At 36.5% G+C, this 22,975-nt stretch carries 18 protein-coding genes; 13 read left to right on the top strand and 5 right to left on the bottom strand.

Translation table 11 applies throughout. The features are described 5' to 3' along the window. The first annotated feature begins 117 nt into the window (after positions 1 to 117). The 6 genes from DYR29_RS09905 to DYR29_RS09930 all read left to right on the top strand — a co-directional run bounded on the left by DYR29_RS09905 (position 118) and on the right by DYR29_RS09930 (position 9,926). Positions 118 to 690, top strand: coding sequence for a Crp/Fnr family transcriptional regulator (locus DYR29_RS09905; protein WP_213280341.1), 573 nt, complete (start codon positions 118 to 120; stop codon positions 688 to 690). A gap of 42 nt (positions 691 to 732) precedes the next feature. Next, on the top strand, positions 733 to 1,284 hold the full coding sequence (locus DYR29_RS09910) for a putative glycolipid-binding domain-containing protein (protein ID WP_213280342.1): 552 nt from the start codon (positions 733 to 735) through the stop codon (positions 1,282 to 1,284). Between the two features lie 286 nt (positions 1,285 to 1,570). Beyond that, the gene (locus DYR29_RS09915; protein ID WP_213280343.1) at positions 1,571 to 3,166 is read left to right on the top strand and encodes a T9SS type A sorting domain-containing protein; all 1,596 of its coding nucleotides are present in this window, start codon (positions 1,571 to 1,573) and stop codon (positions 3,164 to 3,166) included. A gap of 5 nt (positions 3,167 to 3,171) precedes the next feature. Continuing rightward, positions 3,172 to 6,024: an RHS repeat protein gene (locus tag DYR29_RS09920; protein ID WP_213280344.1), complete on the top strand. Its 2,853-nt coding sequence runs from the start codon at positions 3,172 to 3,174 to the stop codon at positions 6,022 to 6,024. A gap of 5 nt (positions 6,025 to 6,029) precedes the next feature. After that, complete coding sequence (locus DYR29_RS09925) at positions 6,030 to 9,503, top strand: DUF6443 domain-containing protein (RefSeq protein ID WP_213280345.1); 3,474 nt, start codon at positions 6,030 to 6,032, stop codon at positions 9,501 to 9,503. An 18-nt stretch (positions 9,504 to 9,521) separates the two neighbouring features. Next, positions 9,522 to 9,926: a hypothetical protein gene (locus DYR29_RS09930; RefSeq protein WP_213280346.1), complete on the top strand. Its 405-nt coding sequence runs from the start codon at positions 9,522 to 9,524 to the stop codon at positions 9,924 to 9,926. 44 nt (positions 9,927 to 9,970) lie between these two features. Here DYR29_RS09930 and DYR29_RS09935 read toward each other — a convergent pair whose 3' ends face one another. Both DYR29_RS09935 and DYR29_RS22840 read right to left on the bottom strand, forming a co-directional pair. After that, entirely contained in the window at positions 9,971 to 10,399 is a 429-nt protein-coding gene (locus tag DYR29_RS09935) for a hypothetical protein (RefSeq protein ID WP_213280347.1), read from the bottom strand. A 232-nt stretch (positions 10,400 to 10,631) separates the two neighbouring features. Beyond that, on the bottom strand, positions 10,632 to 10,763 hold the full coding sequence (locus tag DYR29_RS22840; RefSeq protein ID WP_249413666.1) for a helix-turn-helix domain-containing protein: 132 nt from the start codon (positions 10,761 to 10,763) through the stop codon (positions 10,632 to 10,634). A gap of 108 nt (positions 10,764 to 10,871) precedes the next feature. Between DYR29_RS22840 and DYR29_RS23025 the strand changes: the two genes are divergently transcribed. Then, positions 10,872 to 10,940, top strand: coding sequence for a hypothetical protein (locus DYR29_RS23025; protein ID WP_425394635.1), 69 nt, complete (start codon positions 10,872 to 10,874; stop codon positions 10,938 to 10,940). 267 nt (positions 10,941 to 11,207) lie between these two features. Next, a complete protein-coding gene (locus DYR29_RS09950; RefSeq protein WP_213280348.1) occupies positions 11,208 to 12,125 on the top strand; it encodes an alpha/beta fold hydrolase in 918 nt (305 codons plus the stop codon). Between the two features lie 161 nt (positions 12,126 to 12,286). Here DYR29_RS09950 and DYR29_RS09955 read toward each other — a convergent pair whose 3' ends face one another. The 3 genes from DYR29_RS09955 to DYR29_RS09965 all read right to left on the bottom strand — a co-directional run bounded on the left by DYR29_RS09955 (position 12,287) and on the right by DYR29_RS09965 (position 16,102). Further along, complete coding sequence (locus DYR29_RS09955) at positions 12,287 to 13,213, bottom strand: malate dehydrogenase (protein WP_047420928.1); 927 nt, start codon at positions 13,211 to 13,213, stop codon at positions 12,287 to 12,289. Positions 13,214 to 13,330: 117 nt separating this feature from the next. Beyond that, positions 13,331 to 13,882 (bottom strand): biliverdin-producing heme oxygenase, encoded by a 552-nt coding sequence (locus DYR29_RS09960; protein ID WP_213280349.1) that lies wholly within the window; start codon positions 13,880 to 13,882, stop codon positions 13,331 to 13,333. A 21-nt stretch (positions 13,883 to 13,903) separates the two neighbouring features. Next, positions 13,904 to 16,102: an ATP-binding protein gene (locus DYR29_RS09965; RefSeq protein ID WP_213280350.1), complete on the bottom strand. Its 2,199-nt coding sequence runs from the start codon at positions 16,100 to 16,102 to the stop codon at positions 13,904 to 13,906. A gap of 381 nt (positions 16,103 to 16,483) precedes the next feature. On the opposite strand from DYR29_RS09965, the gene DYR29_RS09970 reads away from it, so the two are divergent. The 5 genes from DYR29_RS09970 to DYR29_RS09990 all read left to right on the top strand — a co-directional run bounded on the left by DYR29_RS09970 (position 16,484) and on the right by DYR29_RS09990 (position 22,974). Further along, positions 16,484 to 17,533 (top strand): linear amide C-N hydrolase, encoded by a 1,050-nt coding sequence (locus DYR29_RS09970; protein ID WP_213280351.1) that lies wholly within the window; start codon positions 16,484 to 16,486, stop codon positions 17,531 to 17,533. A gap of 222 nt (positions 17,534 to 17,755) precedes the next feature. Continuing rightward, positions 17,756 to 18,922: a porin gene (locus DYR29_RS09975; RefSeq protein WP_213280352.1), complete on the top strand. Its 1,167-nt coding sequence runs from the start codon at positions 17,756 to 17,758 to the stop codon at positions 18,920 to 18,922. A 20-nt stretch (positions 18,923 to 18,942) separates the two neighbouring features. Then, complete coding sequence (locus tag DYR29_RS09980; protein ID WP_213280353.1) at positions 18,943 to 20,373, top strand: anion permease; 1,431 nt, start codon at positions 18,943 to 18,945, stop codon at positions 20,371 to 20,373. Positions 20,374 to 20,389: 16 nt separating this feature from the next. Beyond that, complete coding sequence (locus tag DYR29_RS09985) at positions 20,390 to 21,046, top strand: succinate dehydrogenase cytochrome b subunit (RefSeq protein ID WP_213280354.1); 657 nt, start codon at positions 20,390 to 20,392, stop codon at positions 21,044 to 21,046. A gap of 11 nt (positions 21,047 to 21,057) precedes the next feature. Beyond that, positions 21,058 to 22,974: a fumarate reductase/succinate dehydrogenase flavoprotein subunit gene (locus DYR29_RS09990; protein WP_213280355.1), complete on the top strand. Its 1,917-nt coding sequence runs from the start codon at positions 21,058 to 21,060 to the stop codon at positions 22,972 to 22,974. Position 22,975 lies beyond the last annotated feature (1 nt).

The following is a 22,975-nucleotide window of genomic DNA, read 5'->3' on the forward strand; positions in this document are numbered from 1 at the left end:
CTTGTGGAGGGCGGTTTTTACCGCTCTTTTTTATGGCTCATATCCGAGAAAAACATACTCATAGAAGTAATCTCCTCCAATTTCATTACTTTCGCAAAAACAGGATCACACAATTTCATGCAAAATCTTTTAAAATATATCAGATCCCTTACTCCTTTTTCTGACGAGAGCTGGATGATGCTCAAACCTGCCCTTTCGGAAAGACATTACAAGAAAAAGGAACTGATGTTACAGGAAGGTCAAATCTGCCGTTCTCTATTTTACATTGATAAAGGATTTTGTAAAAGCTATTACGAAATAGAAGGAGTTATAAAAAATACCGGATTTTTCTTTGAAAACGAAATAGCAACCAATATCAACAGTTTTGGAAGCGGGCAGCAATCTGAATTCAATATCATTGCTTGTGAAGAAATTCATGCTGTTATTTTTGATAAGGTTAAATTATTTGAAGCTGCCGCCAAGACTCCTGAAATTGAAACATTGGGACGCCATTGTATTCGTCAGTTTGCCTCCAGGCAGGAAGAATTTTCAAATCTATTCAAGCTCTATACAGCACAGGAAAGACTGGAGTATATTGAAGCCAAATATCCTGAAATGCTGCAACGCATATCCCTTACCCAGCTATCTTCATTTCTGGGAGTAGCAAGAGAAACATTAAGCAGAATCCGGAAACGAAGGATTACCCGTTGAAATTACCATTCAAAAATCTAATCACACAAAAAATAATAGTATATGAAAACGTTGATCTGGAAAGGAATACTTTATCAATCCCTTGAATATTTTAATGTACAGTCTGATGATAAAGGTTATAACGTAGAATCAAGAATCATAGGTTGTTATAAAGATAAAATCTATACGGTGGACTACAGAATGTTCATTGATAAAAACTGGATCGTTCAGAATTTCCTGATCGAATCTGAAGTCAATAAGGTTAAAACAATGTTAGCAGGAAAAAGGCTTCAGGATCAATGGACAATCAATAATGTTATAAATCCTAAATTCAATCATTTCAAGTTTATTGATATTTCTTTGACTCCATTTACCAATACGCTGCCCATAAATAATTTAAACCTTGCAGAGAACAGTTCTCAAAAAATAGATGTTATTTACATTGATGTACTCAACCAGCATATCAGACCTGTACAACAGCAATATACAAGGACAACATCTCATCAATATCTGTATGAAAATATTGAAAATGATTTTAAAGCCGAAGTTTCAGTGGATGAAAGTGGATTGGTCATTAGCTATCCAGAATTATTTGAGAAAATTATAGAACTTTGAAAAATCATTCAATAATAATTTAACCAAAAGACACTTGATCAAGTGTCTTTTTAATTTAAAATACGAAAAAGATTATTTTACAATCATAAAATAACACGACACGTTCTGTCGTTGTGTGTAGATAATTTTGCATTTAAATAAAACAAATGTCAATATAATAAAGTGGATTTAATAATAAATAGTAAGATTTATGTTAAATCGCAACTTTGTGATTTTCATGTCTTAAAAAGTGTTAAATTCGCACAGTTTTAATAAACTAATTACTAACTCAGAAAACAACATTGGAATGAAAAAATTCTATATCGGTGCATTCATTTTATGCACGGTCTTGGGTATCTCTGCTCAGGAAGTGGTATGGCAGAAAGACATCAAATCCTCTACTCAGGATTTTCTTAGCCAGGTTACTACAACAATCGATCAGCAGTATCTGATAACGGGAAGCTCTATCCAAAGCGATAAGCAGCAAGCCTCAGGCAGCAAGCAAAATAATGGTTACGATTTTCATCTGGTAAAATTGAACCAGCAGGGAGAAGAAGCCTGGGAAAAATACTTCTCGGGATCCAATCATGATTATTTATCAGCTACAGTCACAACACAGGATGGCGGATTTCTTTTAGCCGGAACCTCTTATTCCGGAAAAGGATTAGATAAAAAAGAAGAATCAAAAGGAGGATCAGATATCTGGCTGATCAGAATCAATGAATTTGGTGATGAATTATGGCAGAAAACTTTAGGAAGCTCTTCAGACGAAGAAGCCAGAGCTGTTATCCAAACTACAGATTTAGGATTCTTTGTTGCAGGGAATGTTCAAAACTCTTCAAAAGGTTATGGCTCTAAAGACGTTCTGATCACAAAACTAGATAAAAACGGAAAAGAGCTCTCCCAATTAATCTTAGGCGGAAAAGGCTTAGACGAAGTAGAAAAGATGATTCCAACGAAAGATGGAGGAGCATTATTAGGTATTTATTCCAGGAGTTCCGGGATGCGAGATGCGGGTTCGGTATCAAACGTTCAAAATTCGAATCCCTTATCCCGAAACTCGAAACAAACTGAAAACTTTGGTGAAGGTGACTACTGGATTGTCAAGTTAGACAAAAACGGAAAAGTAGAATGGGAAAAGAATTTTGGAGGGAAAGATGATGATCATATCAGAACTCTGGCTTTAACTTCAAATGGCTTCATCATTGGTGGAGAATCCAGATCAGAAAGATCAGGGAACAAAACGGTTGGATTGGAAGAAGGAACTGACCTTTGGTTGATTTCATTAAACGAAAGAGGCGATGAACAGTGGCAGAAGTCCTACAATTTCAAAAACCGTGATGTTTTGATGGGAATGAGCGTCCTTCATTCTGCAGATGATAAATCTTCCAAAGGAATCTTATTAGGAGGTTACACCCAGGCTGAAGGAAGAATGCAAACTGATGATGAAACCTTCTGGATGCTGTATTTGGACCAGAATGGAAATGAGCAGTGGAGAAAACATGTAAAAGGAGAATCCAGAAAGAAAGAGGAGAGACTTTCCGACTTAAAGCTTAATAGAGACGGTTCTATTGTTATGGCCGGAACCAGTGCAGAAGAATTGGGTAAAGAGAATTGGAAAATTGTAAAGCTGGGAGACAAACAAATTAATCAGCTGATTGAAAAATATGATATTAAAATCTATCCGAATCCAGTATCAGATTATGCTTATGTAGAAATTGGTTTTGATTTTAAAGATGCAGATATTCTTTTGTATGATATGAGTGGAAGACAGCTTCAAAATATAAAAACCAAGAACAAGGTGACTAAGATCAATACTCAGGCGTTAGTGCAGGGAGCTTATCTGGTGACCATAAAAACGGATAACAATAAAACGGCGAATGCCAAATTAATCAAGAAATAATACACATGAGAAAATACGTTATTTTGCTTTTGTTGGAATTTTGTATATGCCTGAAAGCACAAAGTCCTACAGAATTCGACAAACCTATACCCACTCTTTCTTATTTATCAACTTATGTAGATACCCCTGTTGATATTTCAACAGGTATTCCCAAAATAGATGTACCTGTTTTTGGTCTTCCCACAAGAAATAAGAATGTAAATATTAATCTGGGAATGTCTTATCATGTAAAAAATTCAGCCCGATTTCAAAAATCTTCAGATGTCGGTTTGGGATGGAGTCTGATGAATGTTAATAATGCCATTTCCAAAGTAAGCATTGGAGCTTGGGATGAAAGAGCAGCTAATAATCCTCAGATGAATATGGATTTATTTCAATTTGATGATATCTTTTACTTTAATGCATTTGGAATGTCCGGAAAATTTGTTTTCAGAAAAATCGGTAATACTATTATTGTTCAGAACTTAGGAACCTCAAAAGAAAAAATAGAATTTACCAATTCACCAAATAAATTTTATGATATTTTAGATTTTAAAATCACCGATGAATATGGAAATAAATATATTTTTAACAAAATAGTTAAAGTCATTGATAATTATTACAATGAAGTTTTTACTGGGGCATATTATTTAACAAAAGTACTAGATGTAGATAATCAGGAAATTATTAATATTGATTACGCAGAATATCCTTATTCAGAATATCAACTCTCTATGGTTGATTACAAGCCTAAAAAAATCACTTCTAAAGATTATGGAGTGATCAATCTTGAATATGATTATTTTCCTGAGAATAGATACAAGTCTAATACTACTAATCTGGCTGATAGTTATCTTATCAAAAAAGTAGAATTAAAAGATACACAAAACAGGCTTGTACAGCAACTCGATTTGGAATATGGTGGTTTTGCCTATTATAAATATGAGCTAGGTAATACGGTTACTTATAATACGAGAACACTTGATAAGATTATTAAAAAAAGTAGTCAGGGGAATGAAATTGAAACCCGCTCATTTGTTTATAATACAACAGGAACAGACAGGAATTATGGACCGTCATCTAATTTTGGGTTTGATGTATGTCCTACTGATCCTGAGCCAATAAGAGAGTGGATAGATAATCCCAAATATTCTGCCATTGGAAGTCTGTCAAAAATGATATTGCCTACCAAAGGCTATGTTAAATATAATTTCGAGTCTAATCAATTTGAAATGCCATCCTGGATGTGGGGATCAGGGCATTTAAGTGGGAAAGAATCTTATTACTTTAAACCTATTACCTCTTTCGACTTTGATACAAAAATAAATGGCACTTTTACTTTTAATGTAACAACTACCGGGAAACCTCAGGATGACTTTAGAGAACTTATCTTTTGTTTTCAGGTGTATGGTTATGATCCGAATCCTTTGCTTGATCCTGAAGCAATTCCTAATATTACTTTTCTTGTAGATAGCTTCCCATTAATGCAGACTGCTGATGGTTATGGAAGAATATATATGCCTGTAGGCTTGGCGGGATCTCATACTATTACTATTGGAGGAAATACCACAGGAGTCGGACACTTATCAGTTGCAGAAAGAACAGAGGCTGAGCATCCCCAGAGCTATGTAAGTAAATATGGGGTAAGAATCAAAAGTATAGAAACTTTTAATTCTGAATCTTCAGTAAAACCTTCTAATTCTAAAACCTATTATTATGAAAAATTTTCGGATATCAACGGTTCCAGTGGTGTACCTTCTCCATTTAATAGCTTTAAGAAAAGTTCTGATTTTATAACGATATATGGAGGATATGAACTCAACAGGAATATTATCTATAAAAATGTAAAAGAAGTTGACAGTGATGGAGGATACACTAAATATACTTTCCTTGGTATAGATGACATAAACCCTTCAATGACTACTAGTCAGCCGGATAATCTCGATTACATGGAGGATATTAACAATAGTGGGCTGTTAAAAAAGAAAGAGATGTTTGACTCAGCCAACCAAATGATAGTTTCGGAGAGTCATGAATATACTACCCAAACCTTATCTGCTGCCCCGATCATGGTAGAACAGGCTGGGGGATATCTGAAACTTAATCCTATATATATCAGAAATCACAAAATCACAAATACACTTTATTATCCTCAAAACAGATTTATTACTTCTTTAAAAGAGACACAAATAAATAAGTTTGACTTCAATGTAGATTATACTAAAGAAACTACAGAAACTGGGGTAAAGGAAACCTATTATTACTATCCTCAGACTAAACTGTTGAACAAGTTGCTTGATAAAAATATTTATAAATATCTATTGGAGAAAAAAGAAACTTTCAATGGTAAAATACTCTCTCAAGTAGAAACCAAATATGATGATCCTTCTAATTTATTTCCAAGTTCAGGATTGTCCTATGATCTTCAGAATACTCCGTCAACAGATATTACCTATGATAAATATGACACCAAAGGAAACTTACAGCAGTATACCACAAAAGATGGTATTTCTACCGTAATTATCTGGGGGTATAATCAGACTCAGCCAATTGCTAAGATAGAAGGAGCTAAATTAACAGATATCCAGCAGTCCTTAATTGATTCCATTGTTAATGCTTCCAATACAGATGCATCAGCAGCTACTGGTAATGACGAGACTGCATTTTTATCAGCATTGAATACCTTCAGGAGTAATACAGCATTATCCGGTTATCAGATCACTACTTACACTTACGATCCTTTAGTAGGAGTAAGAAGTATCACTTCACCATCCGGAATTAGAGAAAGCTATGTTTATGATTCGGCTAACAGGCTTGAAAAAGTGATTGATGTGAATGGCAAAGTGTTGAAGGAGATGAAATACAATTATAAAAACTAAAACTGATGAAAAAACTTATAATACCAATAGGAGCCTTGCTCTTATCTAATATAGCCTATGCCCAGCTTTCCACGATTTCAAGCAATGAAAATTATATTCAGACCAAAACATATTTAGATTATAATGGAACAGCTGCTACCAAATCCTTAGAAACGGTACAGTATTTTGACGGATTGGGAAGACCCAAGCAGATTATCAACTTACAAGCTTCACCTTTGGGAAAAGATGTTGTGACCCATATTGAATATGATCCTTTCGGAAGACAGGTTAAAGACTATCTTCCTGTTCCCCAGCTTTCCACAAGTAACGGGAACTATTATTCAGGGCCTTTGGGTGTTTATCCTAATACCTATGGTAATGAAAAGATCTATTCAGAAAAGGTTTTGGAAAACTCACCTTTGGACAGAATTCTGGAGCAGAAACAAGTGGGAAATGCCTGGGATAACAAGCCTATAAAATTTGGGTATGATGCCAATGCCGATGGTGAAGTAAAAAAATACACTGCCACTTTTAACTATACCACTTTTACTTCCCAACTCACTTTATCCGGATCCTACGGAGTAGGACAGCTGTATAAAAATACGGTTACCGATGAAGATGGCAACTCAACCATTGAGTTCAAAAACGGACAGGGGCAGGTAGTATTGGTCAGAAAGGTAATCAGTGCTACAGACAATGCAGATACCTATTATGTTTACAATGATTATAACCAACTGGCTTATGTGATTCCTCCTAAAGCTTCAGTAGAAGCAGATCCCAATACCGTACTTAATGACTTATGTTACCAATATAAATATGACGGAAGGAACCGCCTGGTAGAAAAGAAACTACCCGGAAAAGGCTGGGAATATATGGTTTATAATAAAGCTGATCAACTTATCTTGACTCAGGATACTGAGCTTAAAGGAAAAGGACAATGGCTTTTTACCAAATATGATCAGTTTGGAAGAATCATTTATACGGGGATCACAAATAATGCTGCCAGCAGGGCATCAATGCAAAACAGCATCAATGCCAATGCTAATTTATATGAAACCAGGACTGCTACAGCAGGATGGACCTTAAATGGGATGCCTGTATATTATACTAAGCTTTCGACTCCTACCGGTGTTAGTCAGGTATTAAGCGTTAATTATTATGATACTTATCCGGCAGGATCTCCAGCGGTAACCAATGTATTTTCCCAGCCTCTTCTTACGGATGACCCAGCTCAGGAAAGAACAACTAAAGGACTTCTTACAGCTTCCTATGTGAAAAATATTGAAGATGACAATTGGACAAGGAATTTCCTTTGGTATGATACCAAGGGAAGAAATATCGGATCAAGAAGTCGTAATTATCTGGGAGGCTATACTGTAATTAATAATAAGCTTGATTTTGCCGGGGTTGTTCTTCAGACCAACACCTATCATAAAAGACTTGGTACAGATCCTGAAAAGATCATTGTAGAGAAATTTACCTATGATTCCCAAAACAGGCTTCTGACCCAGACTCATCAGATAGGAAGTAATCCTGTTGAATACATTGCTCAAAACAAATACAATGAACTTTCCCAGCTGGAATCTAAGAAAGTAGGAGGAATAGCTGCAGCCTCCCCATTACAGACCATTGCTTACCAATATAATATTCGTGGCTGGATGACCAAGATTAATGATCCTGCCAATCTGAATGGGAAATTATTCGGGTATGAAATAAAGTACAACAATCCTGTGTATACCAATACTTCATCCGGAAGGTTTAATGGAAACATCGCTGAGATTGATTGGAATATTTCCAGTGCAGAGGGGCTGAAAAGATACAATTACCAGTATGATGCTTTAAACAGGATGTTGAAAGGAGCTTATTCCCAGCCCAATTCTTCACTCGCCCAGAATGATTATTTTAATGAAGAGCTGAGCTATGATCTCAATGGCAATATAAAAACCTTAAAAAGATTTTCATGGCCTGCTGCCGGAGGAACAACAGCAGAGAAAATTGATGATCTGGTCTATAACTATCAGAATGGAGATAAAAGTAATGTACTGGACAAAATTACCCTTCCTCCAGGAGTTATTAACAACAGTTCAGGATATAATGCATTACAGGGAACTATGGCGTATAATCTTAATGGGAATATGACAGATCACCCTGACAGAAAAATGAAGATCATTTACAATTACCTGAATCTTCCCAATTATATTTCAGTTAACGAAGGGTTAATAGGTATTTCCAACACCAGCTATACGTATAGGGCAGATGGAACCAAAGTCTCTAAAACATACAGTATGAACGGATCTATAGAAACCAATTATCTGGACGGGTTCCAATATGATAACAGGCATGCATATGATACCTCAGCCTCTCTTTATACCATTCCTGCATTAAAATTTGTACCTACTTCCGAAGGGTATTATGATTTTACTGAAAATAAGTATATTTACAATTACACGGATCATTTAGGAAATGTAAGAGTGAGCTACAAAAGTAATGGCAGTGGTGGGGTAGAAATTATTGATGTCAACAATTATTATCCTTTTGGATTAAAACATCAGGAGGGGCTTATAGTTCCTGCTCCTTTTGGAGGAGTTCCGTATAATTATAAGTATAATGGAAAGGAATTGCAGGAAAGTGGAATGTATGATTACGGGGCAAGGATGTATATGCCGGATATTGGGAGATGGGGTGTCACAGATCCGCTGGCGGAGAAAAACAGAGCATGGTCTCCGTATCGTTATGCTTTTGATAACCCTATGAGGTTTATTGACCCTGATGGAAGGTTAGAAGATTGGTACGAAAATAATGAAACGGGAGACATAGCATGGCATGATGGAAGTGCAGAACGTAAAGGGGAAACCAACCTCACTCAAAAAGCAGATGGTAAACAGCTTGCAGTAATTGAAAAAAATGGATCAGGCAATATTACAAATACTAACATGTTAAATAATGATGGGAGTATTACAAGAAATGGAGAAACTATTACTAATGGTTATTCTACTACTACAGTTGCAGGAAGAACAATAACATCTAGAGAGCCTTGGGAGGCAATGGTAAACGCTTCAAGCGGTTCAGGAGGAATGGGTGGAGAAATTAGATATAGTTGCATAGTTGGTCAAGGATGGTCTGCTGCATTAGGATACGTTGCTGCTGATGGTGATAATGGAAATTCATTTTATGTAAATATAAACTATGGAACAGGCTTTGATGTAGGTCCGTCCCTAAGCATGTATTCAGTAAATTCGACTGGAGATCATGATTTTAAAATTGGAGATTTTGAAGGGCGTGGAATGGGATATTCCGCAACTGCATTCTTTTTAAATGGCTCTTATGGTGGGACTGATGAAAATCAAAAATTTAATTTTAAAGATTTAAATCCGGGTAATTTTGGTTCAGGACCGACAGGATATACTACAGCAGGTATAGGTATCAATCCAACAGGATTTGGAGGATCATATCAGTATGGTACCACTAAATTATTCTGGACTACTCCTGCAAAAAAATAATTTCAAATTAATGCAAATATGAAAAATAGTAATAAAATAGTGTTTTTGATTTCACTTATTGGTTTTATTTTTTTGTTTATCTACTTTAATTTAGAAAAAAAAGGAATGCCTGATTTTTTTAAATCGGATGAAGAGCTTTTCTTGAATGATTTTTCACCAATTGAAATGGAAAAATATAAATACTTAGGAGAAATAGCAGATACTACAAATCATATGTATCCTTATATGAACTTTGGTAAAATATGTTTGCCGGTTCTTTCTCAATGGAAGGATAAAATTAAAATAGGAGATTATGTTTCTAAAAAGAAAGATAGTTTGACATTATTTATTGAAAACAAGACAAGTAGTTATTATTTGCATTTAGATAGAACAAGTATAGGAAGTCCTCCATCTCCATGTAGATGTGAAAAATTAAGCAAATAAATAAAAAAGCCAACTTTAACAGTTGGCTTTTATTATATAATTTTTTAAAGGATAGCTTTTACATCATATCCTACAATTTTAATAGAATCATTATTTTTTTGTAAAGTAATTTTTTCTTGAGTATTTTTTATGTTTCTATTTACTTTATATAATAATACATAGTCCGATTTTGGATTAGTTCCGACAGATACAAATGTCTCCCATGTGGTTAATTCAATAGTGTCTATACTGTTACCACAATCTTTATTTATCATGTCAAGCATTTGTTTTAACTGCTCTTTATTAGTTATTTTGAAAAATTTATTTCCAAATAATTTAAAAGCTTCTTCTCTATTGTCTTTTTTAAGAAGACTATAAAATTTTTCAGTTATTTTTCCAGCATATTGTTTATCTTCCTCTCTATTGCGATAGGTTTTATTAAAGTTGCAACTTATTAAAAATAAAGAAATTAATATTAGAATATACTTTTTCATTATAATGCAGCAATATTTTTATTAAAGAAATCTTTAAATTTTTTGGTAGTAAGCATTTTATCCACCATTTTAAAAATCATGGATCTATCTTCTTCATCAAGCTGATTAATTAAATGCAGCTTCTCAAAATCAGGTTTATCTTCGATGGTTACTTCTTCGGGAATGATATTTTCATAATTCAGAATCTGATCTGCAGTAAGATTAAAAAGCTTTGAAAGCTTTAAAAGCTCATCTACTGATAACTCTCTGTGCCGTTCTCCAGCTTATTATAATTGCTGTTGCCGATAGCGAGATGTGCAGAAACTTCTTTCTGCATAAGCCCTTTATCTTCTCTTATTTTTTTGATGATTCTTCCGATGCTCATAACGATGATATAATACAATTGTAGTATATACAAATGTAGTTAAAAGTGTGAAAAACGAAAATACTTGCGAAATAATAAAAATATATCCATTATTATAATAATGACAGGATTAGACTTAATTTAAAAGGAAAGAGTCCGATAGAATATCGAACTCTTTATTATCAAAAGATTATTTAATTTTGTCTAAACTTTTGGGTGCAGTCTAAAACAGTGGTTTTTTGTTAATATAAAAGTAGTTCTTTTCAAAATAAACTAATACTTTATCACAATTTTTCCCGTTGTTCCCTTTTCAAGATGAAAAAAAGCAGATTTTGCATCTTCAAATAGATATATATGATCAAATGACTAGATGTATCTGATGTGCTGTCAAAGCCTCATTCATATGCTAAACATTGACAATTTGTTATTTTAGTAATAAACACCCCATACAATTGTTATAATACTATGAAAACAATTACTCTCCTACTCTTTTTTTTCACTTCACTGACTGTCATTTCAGCTCAGAATAATTCCTCTGAAGGCTTTTATGAAACCCCAGATCATGTAAAGATCAAATATAAAATCTCCGGAAAAGGAGAAGCCTGTTTCTATATTCCCGGAGGTCCTGGGCAGGGATATCCCTCTTTTGAATTGATGGGCGGAAACAATCTGGAAAAAAATATGCAGATGATTTATATGGATCAGCGGGGCTCAGGCGAATCCGGCACTTCTGAAAATTATCACCTTAACAAAATGATTCAGGATATTGAAGAACTGAGACAGCATCTTAAATTGAAAAAGATCTTCCTACTGGCTCATTCTTTTGGCGGAATTATAGCAGTCAGTTATGCAAAAAAATACCCCCAACATACCAAAGGGCTTATCCTTGCCAATGTAACACTCCACTTCCTGAATGATGAATCTGTCAAAGAACAGATTGAATATGGAAACAGTCTTTTACAGACACAAAACAGAGCAATTCCTAAAGACAGCCTTTCTTCAGAACTTTCAAAAATAAGCAGTGCGTTAAGAAAAAAAAGAATCGGGTATAAATTCCTTACCGAAGATATAGAAACCATAAAACAAATGGATAAGATAGATTCTCTCCATCCCCGTATCATCGACTTCGGAATGGCCGTCATTTCAAAACCTAAAGATTTTCCGGAATATTACGCTGATTATGCTCCAATGACAAAAGAGATTGCTGTTCCTGTTCTTATCATTACGGGAAAAAAGGATAAAGCAGTCGGAACTCAGCATTATAAAACCTTTCAGTTTCCCAATCAGAAAGTAGTTTCCATTGATGGTGGACACCTTTTGTATTACGAAAAAAATAAAGAATTTGTAAATGCTATTAATAATTTTGTGAAAGCAACGAAGTGATATTCTATTAGCAATTTTATATAATTAAAAGTTTCGGCGCGGCCGGTGGCCGCGCCGAAACTTTCCCAACATTCAAATATTCATTAAAACAAAACAGGCTGTTTCAAATTGAAACAGCCTGTTTTTATCTATTTTAATTCCTGCTTAAAAGCTGGTAATCATTAAAATTTAAGATCTCCATTCACCTCTCTTACCGCGTTAGCAGCTTCAGCGAATTTCAATTGCTCTTCAGCAGTCAATGTTACGTTTACAATTGACTCTACTCCGTTTGCTCCGATGATAGCAGGAACTCCTAAACAGATATCGTTTTGTCCGTACTCCCCTTCAAGCATTAAAGAACAAGGGATCATTTTCTTTTGGTCACATGCAATTGCCTGAACCATTACAGAAACTGCTGCACCTGGAGCATACCAGGCTGAAGTTCCTAATAATTTTGTAAGAGTAGCTCCTCCTACTTTAGTTTCTTCGATTACATATTTTTGTTGATCTTCACTTAAGAATTCAGTTACAGGAACACCATTTCTTGTCGCTTTGCTCAATAATGGAAGCATACCTGTATCACTGTGAGCAGCGATTACCATTCCGTCAACATCAGAAATTGGAGCTTCTAACGCTTCAGCCAATCTGTATTTGAATCTTGCAGAGTCTAATGCACCACCCATTCCGATGATTTTGTGCTTAGGAAGACCTGAAGTCTTGTGTACAAGGTAAGCCATAGTATCCATTGGGTTAGAAACCACAATAATGATCACTTCCGGAGAATGTTTTACTAAGTTTTCAGTAACGTCTTTCACGATACCAGCGTTGATACCGATCAATTCTTCTCTTGTCATTCCAGGTTTTCTTGGGATCCCTGAAGTGATTACTGCTACATGAGAACCTGCAGTTTTGCTGTAATCTCCTGTTGTACCCGTAATTTTTGTATCAAATCCGTTAAGAGATGCTGTCTGCATCAAATCCATTGCTTTCCCTTCAGCAAACCCTTCTTTAATGTCTACCAAAACTACTTCTGAACAGAAGTTCTTCATTGCGATGTATTCCGCACAGCTTGCTCCTACAGCGCCTGCACCTACTACAGTTACTTTCATATTGTTACTTTTTAAAATTATTTTTTGTTAGTTAAGTTTAAATTTGAAACTCCCCAAATTTAACAATTCCTGAAAAAATGCGCAATTTTTCAGGAATTTAATTAGAATTAAAATAAATTAGTTGACGTTCAGTAAAAAGGTGTACAGCTTTTTCGCACCAGAAAGCACTTCATGGTAGTTTTCTTCAGCGACTTCCGTATCCAGAACCTCTTTGAAATTTTTCCACATAGGCCCTGTATTTTCCTGATAACATCCGAAAAAGTTGAAGGTAACCTCATCAAAACCTTCCGTTTTAGAAAGCTGTTTCGCAATAACGTTTCCTCCAAGTGTAGAACCTTCAATCACATACATCGCTCCAAGTGCTTCATGCTCATTGTTCAATTCAAGATTGTGGGAAGCGGATTGATTTTCCAGAGAAAGGCTTTTCAGGTCCTTTTCAATAAGGGAAAGTTTTTTTCTTTCTTCAAGCTGAAGTTTTTCTGCATATTTATCAGAAAGGCTGCGGAAGATTTTGTCTTCACTGTGAAGCAGTATCAGATAATTGGTATGAATGATTTTTTTATAATCCTCCAAAGTGAAAGTTTTATTAAAAATCTTTTCAGAATTAAAAAGTTTCTCTGCTGCATCGTGATACTCTGCCGTATTCTGTTTAAGATATTCTGATACCATAAATAACGTTTTAAAAGTTTCTCAAATATAAGGCTTTTTAAACGTTAAGATAAAGGAGGTTCCCTCACTGCTGCTTTCATAATCCACATTTCCTCCTATCCTTTTCATAATGCGGTATACAATAGACAGCCCTACTCCGTTTCCTTTGAATTTCTTGGCATTATCCATTCTGTTGAAGATTTTAAACATCTTATGTTTTTCCTCTTCAGGAATACCGATACCATTGTCTGAAATCCTGTAAATAATAGTCTGGTCATCTTCTGTTCCTTCAATTTCCACTTTCGGAAGATCTTTGTGAGAAGAATATTTCACAGCATTATTGATGATATTCAGGAAAACCTGATGAAGCATAGTTTTATCAGCCAGTACATCCGGGCATTCCTTAATGATAATTTCACTGTTCGGACTGCCATAGGTCATCTTGGCATTTTGAGATATTTTCTCAATAGTGTGAGCCGTTTTCAGGTTTTCAAGCTGTATTTCACTATGTTTCGCACGGCTGAGCTGCAGTACATCATGCATCATTTCAGCCATATTATCTATTTCCTCAATAATCGTATTGATCTTGGTTTTGCTTTTTACAGAATCATCGGTAAGATTTCCCAAAAGCATTTGAGCATTCAGTTTCATTACCGTAAGAGGTGTTCCAAGGTCGTGCGAAATCGTATAAGAAAAACTGTCAAGTTCGTCATTTACTTTTTTCAGCTCATCATTAAGCCTTTTGATGGCGTTATAATTTTTGTGAGAGGTTTCTAAAATCAAATCTCTTACAGCCTGTACGGCACTTACATTTCTGGAATTCCATCTTTTAGAATTCCCTTTGATATTTTCTGTAAAAATACGGAAGGAAGTTCTCGGCGATATCATCTGCTTTTCCTCTCCGTTTTGAGAAAAGACTTCTATCTTTTTCTCAGGATTTCCGGCCCAGTTGATGTGTTCGTCAAACTCTTTCCTGAACCAGATCAACATTTCGTTTTTATCCCTTTCGATAAAATAAATAACGATTCCTGCTACATCTTCAGACAAATCCAGTTTATCACCATGTTCTTTGAGAAAGTTGCGGCTCACGTAGATTTTTTCATTCGTATTCTCCTGCGCCCATTGTACAATTCTTCTGATACTTTCCGGATTGGGAGTTTTACCATCTGTTATAATGTTCTCATCTGACACAATAGCAAGGCCATCAGCCTCCGGTAAGTTTCTGATTTCCGTCTTACACTCAATAAGAGAGTCGAACAGATTGTTATGTTTTAAAAACTCCGTTTTAAGCTGAGATACTTTCTCATTCAGTTCCAAACGGTAGTTCAGCTCGCTCTTGGATTTAAAAGATGAATAGGCATTAGCAGCCAGAGCTGTGAAAATTCCTGCCTGTACCCTGTCCTCAAGGTCAATATGCTTTGGTTCTACATTCTGGCAGGTTACCAATCCCCAAAGATGATCATCAATAATAATCGAAACACTGAAGCTGGAAGCCACTCCTGAATTTTTAAGATACTGCCCATGAACAGGCGACATTCCTCTGGAAGCAGAGAAAGTAAGATCGATATTTTCAGGACTTTTGCTTAAAATAGGAACCGTATCCGCATATACATTGCTGAAGATTCTTTTTCTTTTTTTCAGATAAAGATCACGTGCCTGTTTGGGAATATCAGATTCCGGATAATGAAGTCCCAGAAAACTTTCCATATTCTCATTTTTCTTCTCGGCAATTACTTTTCCTGAACCATCCATCATAAATTTGTAGACCATCATACGATCGTAGTTCACTACCTTCGACAGGGTTTCCAGAAGATGATTCCAGAGCTCCTTTTCATTATCGATGATATAAAAGTTATCGTACTTATTCGAAATCCGTTTATTTGGATTAATCAGAACCTTTTCAAACTCCATAAAGATGTAAAGCTCACTTCTGAAAACAGAAAAATGATACTCTGTATCACCAATAAAAATTTTATCAAAATAAGTTTCATTCTTTCTTCTGGTAAACTTATCCAGTGAGGTATAGATTTCTGAATCAATAATGCTTTGAAAACTGCCCGGAAAGTCAATAAGCTTTCTTCCGAATAGTTCATGAGAACTCCCGATATCAAATATATCCGAAATATTCCTGCTAAAAAAAGTAATGGTATGGGACTCTGCATCAATGCCAATCAAATAACCAAAACTTTGTATAGAACCCGGAATATGGATAGGTTCTTCATGGCATTCTATAAAATTCATATATCTTTTCAGTCTAACTATCAAATATAGCGTTTTTTGGAACAGACTTTCTATTTTGTGGTACCTAATTTTAAACTTCAGTCTATCAGGCAATCATGGGAAAAATCAGCTAAAGAAAAGGTCGAAAAAAGTATTAAAACATTCTTCATTTTTACCCACTTTTACTATCATATCTCTAAAATATACAAAAAAGTATACAATAATCCAATTATTATGCTTTAACTATGATTCATAACATGAATTACTCATTATTAACCTAAATAATTATTTTATTTAAACAAATTTATCTAAATTTATATCACCAAATAATGAATATGATAAAAATTCATTGAATTATTCACAATAAATTCAATATAAAATTTAAATTCAAATAATACTATTATGAAAAAGTTCCCATTAATTTTATTTTCTCTGGTCCTATCTATAGGATTATGGAATCCATCAGAAGCATGTACAAGAGTGGTTTACAAAGGACCACAGAATACCGTTATTACAGCCCGTTCTATGGACTGGCGTGATGAAATTCCGGCCAACCTGTGGGTTTTCCCAAAAGGGATAGATCGCAACGGACTGGTAGGCTCTAAATCTGTAAAATGGAATTCCAAATACGGAAGCTTAATCAGTTCTTCCTGGGATATTGCATCAGCAGACGGAATGAATGAGAAAGGACTGGTTGCCAACCTTCTTTGGTTAGGAGAATCCCAGTACCCGAAGTTCGATGGAAAAGGAAGTAAAAAGGGAATTGCCATTTCATTATGGGCACAATATTATCTCGATAATTTCGCCACCGTAAAAGAAGCAGTAGAATTTTCACGAAAAGAGCCCTTCGTTATTGTAAGTGATTATATTCCGGGAACAGAAAGATTTACTACAGTTCATCTTTCCATTTCCGATGCTTCAGGAGACAATGCGGTATTTGAATATATTGACGGCAAACTGATTATTCATCATGATCCGTCTTATACGGTAATGACCAATTCTCCAGTTTTTGAAGAACAGCTGGCTCTTAACAATTACTGGAAAGGAATTCCGGGAACAGTAATGCTTCCGGGAACCAACCGTGCTGCAGACCGCTTCGTAAGAGCTTCTTACTACATAAATGCAATACCGCAGACTGCTGATACCCGTACAGCTATAGCAAGTGTTTTCAGTGTCATCAGAAACTGTTCAGTGCCTTACGGAATCACTTCAGCAACGGAACCTAATATTTCATCCACAAGATGGCGTTCTGTTTCTGATCAGAAAAACCTGGTGTATTATTTTGAAACGGTTTTCACACCGAATACTTTTTGGGTAGATCTTAAAGATTTCGACCTAAGCTCTAAGGGAAAAGTAATGAAACTGGATCTTAGTAATAACAACACTTACAACGGTAAATCCAATGCAAATTTTAAAGAATCTGCACCGTTCGCATTCTTAGGATTAAAATAGATATTTCACCACAAACCACTTATGCTTAAGTAAAAATCTGCCCCTACAGATAAAAAAACTAAGTATCAACGAACTATGATTGAATATTTGACCATTCCCCTCCCCTGAAGGGGTGTCAAATTAAAGATTTGACGGGGTGGTTAAAAACACTTTTCTTTCATTCAAGCGCATAAAAGATACTTGTGGTAAAGTAAAGTTTACAACAAAAAAACAAAAATAGATATGGCCTTTTTTTCAATTAAAAAGAAAAGCCTGATCCTGTGCATGCTGGTCTGCGGGTTATCAGCGTATGCACAAAATCAGGATTCTCTGAAGACCACCTCTCCTCCACAGGAAGAAGACAATGTAAAATATCCGCAGCTGCAGATCAAAGGCCTTTTTCAGGCACGTTATCTCGTAGGGATGAGCAAAGATGTAGATGTCAACGGACTTCATCACACGGATGGTTCAGGGACGGATAATAATTTCATGCTCAAATATATGAGGGTTCAGGTCCGTGCACAGATCAGCAAACGTACAGAAGTTGTTGTTCTGGCCAATCTTGCCGATTTTAAAAATGATCCTAAAAGCAGAGTTCTTGAAAATGCTTATCTGAAGTACACTTTCAATCCGAAATTAGCAATTACCGTAGGACAGTTCAGACCTTGGTTTGGTATTGAAGAAACCTACCCTATTGATATTATTAAATCTTTAGACTGGTCTAATCAGTATACGGAATTCGGAAAACTGGGCTGGACGAGCTTCCAGATTGGGATGTCTGCCACAGGACAGCTTCAGTTGGGAGAAATCCCCTTCCAATATGCTGTTTCGGTAGTCAACGGAAATGGGAAAAACCAGATCAACGATAATGATAATGGAAAGCAGTATTCTACCCGTCTTGTTTTCGGATTATCAAAAAAATATCACTTCAATGTAGGTCTGAATGGAGGTACCGGAGAAGTATTCAGTAAAAAAGTATATGCTTTGGGAATCGATCTGAGTTCACTGATCCAGTTTGACCCAAAATGGAGCCTTGATATGCAGCTGGAAGCCAAACAGGCAACCAACCATGTTCTATACAATTCCATCGCACCTGAATTACGTCCTGATAATCCTGACCAATATCTGATCCGGGGAGCTTATTTCCTTCCGAATTTAAGATATGAAATCAATCACAAAAACCTGAGCGCCTTTGAGCTATCATGCCGGTACGAATACCTTGACACGAATTTTAGAATGGCATCCAACCCAAGACAAACGATTACTCCAATGTTCGGACTTGAATTTCTGAAAAATTATGGGGCAAGGATTCAGCTTGGGGTTCAGTTCGACCGCTACAAATATCAGGTGGAAAACACTTCACAATACAATAACAATCTATTCATTGTCCAGGTACAGAGTAGATTTTAACCGATTAAATAGTTAGTATCATGAAAGAAATAAATATCAGAAACGTAGCGATTACATTTGTTGTTGCGTTGATCATATGGTTCATTCCTGCTCCGGAGGGAGTTGCTGAAAATGCCTGGCATTTGTTTGCCATCTTTGCGGCAACCATTTTAGGAATCATTCTTAAAGCGGCTCCAATGGGTACAATGTGTATGATGGCCATTGGTTTTACAGCACTTACACAGGTGGTTGCTCCCGGAGATGCAGGAAAATCTATTACAAAAGCGCTTTCCGGGTTTGGAGACAAAGTAATCTGGCTGATCGGGATCTCATTCTTTATCGCCAGAGGATTTATCAAAACAGGACTTGGAAACCGTATTGCCTTTCTATTCATCAGAGTTTTTGGTAAAAGTTCATTGGGTTTGGCTTACGGATTAGGACTTGCCGATGTTTGCCTTGCTCCTGCTATTCCAAGTAATACCGCAAGAGGTGGTGGGATTATCTATCCTATCATGAAATCTATGGCGATAAGCTTTGATTCCGTTCCTGAAAAACCGGAAACCCATAGAAAATTAGGTTCATTCTTAACGTTGAACAGCTATTATATGAACCTCATCGCGTCTTCTATGTTCCTTACCGGGACAGCAAGTAACCCGATGTGTCAGAAATTTGCAGCTAACCTTGGTATTGATATTACCTGGATGTCATGGGCTGCAGCAGGTTTCATTCCGGGAGCAGTAGCATTCTTTGTCGTTCCTTTGGTACTGTACAAATTATATCCGCCTGAATTGAAAAAAACAGGAGATGCTCCGAAAATGGCCGCTCAGAAATTAAAAGAAATGGGACCTATTTCCAGAAACGAATGGCTGATGCTGTTAGCATTCTTTATTCTGTTAGCCCTTTGGATATTCGGCGGAGCGCTTTCTATTGACGCTACAACTACAGCTTTCATTGGATTAACTTTATTGTTATTGACCTCAGTATTAACCTGGGAAGATGTGAAGGGGGAAAAAGGAGCTTGGGACACCATCGTCTGGTTCGCTGTACTGGTAATGATGGCTAGTTCTCTGAATGAACTCGGCTTCATTGGCTGGTTCAGTAACCTTATCAAAGTTCAGATCGGAGGTCTGAGCTGGCAGGTAGCCTTCCCGGTAATTATTGTTGTCTATTTCTTCAGCCACTATATTTTTGCGAGTGCAACCGCTCACGTAGCGGCTATGTATGCAGCATTACTGGGTGTAGGTGTTTCTTTAGGAATTCCTCCTATGCTGCTGGCGATGATGCTAGGTTTCATGGGTTCTATTTATGGTGTACTTACCCATTACGGACACGGTCCTGCTCCGGTATTCTTCGGAAGCGGATATGTAGACCTGAAAGCATGGTGGCTCAGAGGTCTTGAGATAGGAATCGTTCTATTGATCATCTATATGGTTGTAGGAGGATTGTGGATGAAAGTCTTAGGATATTATTAATTTTTAAATCAAAAATATGTTATCAACATTGTCAAGAAAAATGCTGATGTGCCTTACAGGACTCTTTCTGGGATTCTTCCTGTTGATTCATTTCCTTGGAAATCTTCAGCTTTTTCTGCCACAAGAACAGGCGCACCTGCAGTTTAATGCATACTCACATTTTTTATCAGGAAATATTATTATCAAAATAGTTTCTTACGTTTTGTATGCCAGTATTATTCTGCATGCTGTAGATGGGCTGATTATTACATTAAAAAACAGAAAGTCCGGTGGCGGTTATCAGTCGGACAGACGTGGAAGAGCCAGTACATGGGCTTCCCGAAATATGGGAATCCTCGGAACATTAATCCTGATCTTTTTGGTAATCCATTTCCAGAACTTCTGGTATATCTACAAATTTGGAAATCCGCCTTTGGATGAGAACGGAAATAAAGATCTCTATATTTTAGTAGTAACGGTATTCAAAGAATGGTGGTATGTCATTATTTATGTACTGTCCATGATTGCCTTATGTTATCACCTGATCCATGGGATATACAGTGCTGTAAGAACTCTGGGCCTCTATCATCCTAAGTTTGTACAATGGTTCAAAACGATCGGAATTGCCTATTCAATCATCATCTGTGTAGGTTTTGCATTGATGCCGGTGTATGTATTCTTTACTTATCATTAAACAGAACGGTCATGATTTTAGATTCAAAAATACCACAAGGCCCATTGGAACATAAATGGGAAAATTATAAAAAGAAAGCAAGGCTCGTCAACCCTGCCAACCGTAAAAAACTGGATGTGATTGTTGTAGGAACAGGACTTGCGGGAAGTTCTATTGCCGCCTCTTTGGGAGAAATGGGATACAATGTCAAATCATTCTGTTTTCAGGACAGCCCGAGAAGAGCACACTCTGTAGCAGCTCAAGGAGGTGTAAATGCTGCAAAAAATTATAAAAATGATGGTGACAGTGTGTACAGAATGTTTGTAGATACACTGAAAGGAGGAGATTTCAGAGCCCGAGAGGCTAATGTATACCGGATGGCAGAATGTTCTCTGAACCTCATTGATCAGGCTGTAGCTCAAGGAGTTCCTTTTGGACGTGAATATGGAGGATATCTGAATAACCGATCTTTCGGAGGGGTTCAGGTAAGCCGTACTTTCTATGCCAGAGGACAAACGGGACAACAGCTTCTTCTGGGAGCTTATCAGGCATTGATGAGACAGGTTGGAAAAGGCTCTGTACAATTGTTTTCCAGACATGAAATGCTTGATCTGGTCACCGTTGACGGTAAAGCCAGAGGGATCATCGTAAGGAATTTAGACACAGGAGACATTGAAAGACATGCAGCCCATGCTGTAGTATTGGCAACGGGAGGTTACGGAAAAATCTATTATCTGTCTACCCTTGCTATGGGATGCAATGGCTCTGCAATCTGGAGAGCGCATAAAAAAGGCGCTTTAATGGCTTCTCCAAGCTGGATTCAGGTACACCCCACTTCTCTTCCCCAATCCGGAGATTATCAGTCTAAACTGACCTTAATGTCTGAATCATTACGTAATGACGGACGAATCTGGGTTCCGTTGAAAGAAGGTGAAAACAGACCTCCGAATGACATTCCTGAAAATGAAAGAGATTATTACCTTGAAAGAAGATATCCTGCCTTCGGGAATCTTGCTCCGAGAGATATTTCTTCCCGTGCTGCGAAGGAAAGAATTGATGCAGGTTTCGGAATCGGACCTTTGAAAAATGCGGTGTATCTTGATTTTTCAAAAGCGATACAGGAACAGGGAAAAGATAAGATCAAAGAGAAATATGGAAATTTATTTGATATGTATCTTAAAATAACGGGATACGATGCCTATAAAGAACCCATGATGATCTCTCCATCTGCCCATTTTTCAATGGGTGGCCTTTGGGTAGATTATGAGTTAATGACTACCGTTCCGGGATTGTTTGCTTTAGGTGAAGCTAATTTTGCAGACCATGGAGCGAACAGATTGGGAGCCAACTCTCTTCTTCAAGCCTCTGTAGACGGTTATTTCATTGCTCCTTACACCATTGCCAATTATCTGGCAGATGAAATTCACACCGGAAAAATTTCATCGGATACAGTGGAATTTGAACAGGCTGAGAAAGCTGTTAAAGAACAGATCACAGATTTCATCAATATCAAAGGAACTAAAACCGTTGATTATTTCCACAAAACATTAGGAAAACTCCTGTATGATTATTGCGGACTGGCCAGAAATGAAGAAGGTCTGAAATATGCCATTCAGGAAATTAAAAAACTAAAAGAGGAATTTTATAAGGATGTAAGGGTTTCCGGACAGGGAGATCAAATGAATACCGAACTGGAAAAAGCAGGACGTGTTGCCGATTATTTTGAAATCGGGGAACTGATGTGCTATGATGCCTTAACCCGTAATGAATCCTGTGGGGCTCATTTCAGAGAAGAATTCCAGACTCCGGATGGAGAAGCGATGAGAAATGATGCTGAATACCAGTTTATTTCTGCATGGGCATGGGCTGGTGAAAATGAAGAACCTGAGCTGATAAAGGAGCCATTAACCTTCGAAGAAATTCAGCCAACGGTAAGAAGTTACAAATAAA

The organism is Chryseobacterium indologenes (genome assembly GCF_018362995.1).
Classification (GTDB): domain Bacteria; phylum Bacteroidota; class Bacteroidia; order Flavobacteriales; family Weeksellaceae; genus Chryseobacterium; species Chryseobacterium indologenes_G.

Excerpts from the sequence above, each read along its gene's own strand:
- DYR29_RS09905 (WP_213280341.1), top strand. The coding sequence starts at position 118 with ATGCAAAATCTTTTAAAATATATCAGATCCCTTACTCCTTTTTCTGAC.
- DYR29_RS09910 (WP_213280342.1), top strand. The coding sequence starts at position 733 with ATGAAAACGTTGATCTGGAAAGGAATACTTTATCAATCCCTTGAATAT.
- DYR29_RS09915 (WP_213280343.1), top strand. The coding sequence starts at position 1,571 with ATGAAAAAATTCTATATCGGTGCATTCATTTTATGCACGGTCTTGGGT.
- DYR29_RS09920 (WP_213280344.1), top strand. The coding sequence starts at position 3,172 with ATGAGAAAATACGTTATTTTGCTTTTGTTGGAATTTTGTATATGCCTG.
- DYR29_RS09925 (WP_213280345.1), top strand. The coding sequence starts at position 6,030 with ATGAAAAAACTTATAATACCAATAGGAGCCTTGCTCTTATCTAATATA.
- DYR29_RS09930 (WP_213280346.1), top strand. The coding sequence starts at position 9,522 with ATGAAAAATAGTAATAAAATAGTGTTTTTGATTTCACTTATTGGTTTT.
- DYR29_RS09935 (WP_213280347.1), bottom strand. The coding sequence starts at position 10,399 with ATGAAAAAGTATATTCTAATATTAATTTCTTTATTTTTAATAAGTTGC.
- DYR29_RS22840 (WP_249413666.1), bottom strand. The coding sequence starts at position 10,763 with ATGAGCATCGGAAGAATCATCAAAAAAATAAGAGAAGATAAAGGGCTT.
- DYR29_RS09950 (WP_213280348.1), top strand. The coding sequence starts at position 11,208 with ATGAAAACAATTACTCTCCTACTCTTTTTTTTCACTTCACTGACTGTC.
- DYR29_RS09955 (WP_047420928.1), bottom strand. The coding sequence starts at position 13,213 with ATGAAAGTAACTGTAGTAGGTGCAGGCGCTGTAGGAGCAAGCTGTGCG.
- DYR29_RS09960 (WP_213280349.1), bottom strand. The coding sequence starts at position 13,882 with ATGGTATCAGAATATCTTAAACAGAATACGGCAGAGTATCACGATGCA.
- DYR29_RS09965 (WP_213280350.1), bottom strand. The coding sequence starts at position 16,102 with ATGAATTTTATAGAATGCCATGAAGAACCTATCCATATTCCGGGTTCT.
- DYR29_RS09970 (WP_213280351.1), top strand. The coding sequence starts at position 16,484 with ATGAAAAAGTTCCCATTAATTTTATTTTCTCTGGTCCTATCTATAGGA.
- DYR29_RS09975 (WP_213280352.1), top strand. The coding sequence starts at position 17,756 with ATGGCCTTTTTTTCAATTAAAAAGAAAAGCCTGATCCTGTGCATGCTG.
- DYR29_RS09980 (WP_213280353.1), top strand. The coding sequence starts at position 18,943 with ATGAAAGAAATAAATATCAGAAACGTAGCGATTACATTTGTTGTTGCG.
- DYR29_RS09985 (WP_213280354.1), top strand. The coding sequence starts at position 20,390 with ATGTTATCAACATTGTCAAGAAAAATGCTGATGTGCCTTACAGGACTC.
- DYR29_RS09990 (WP_213280355.1), top strand. The coding sequence starts at position 21,058 with ATGATTTTAGATTCAAAAATACCACAAGGCCCATTGGAACATAAATGG.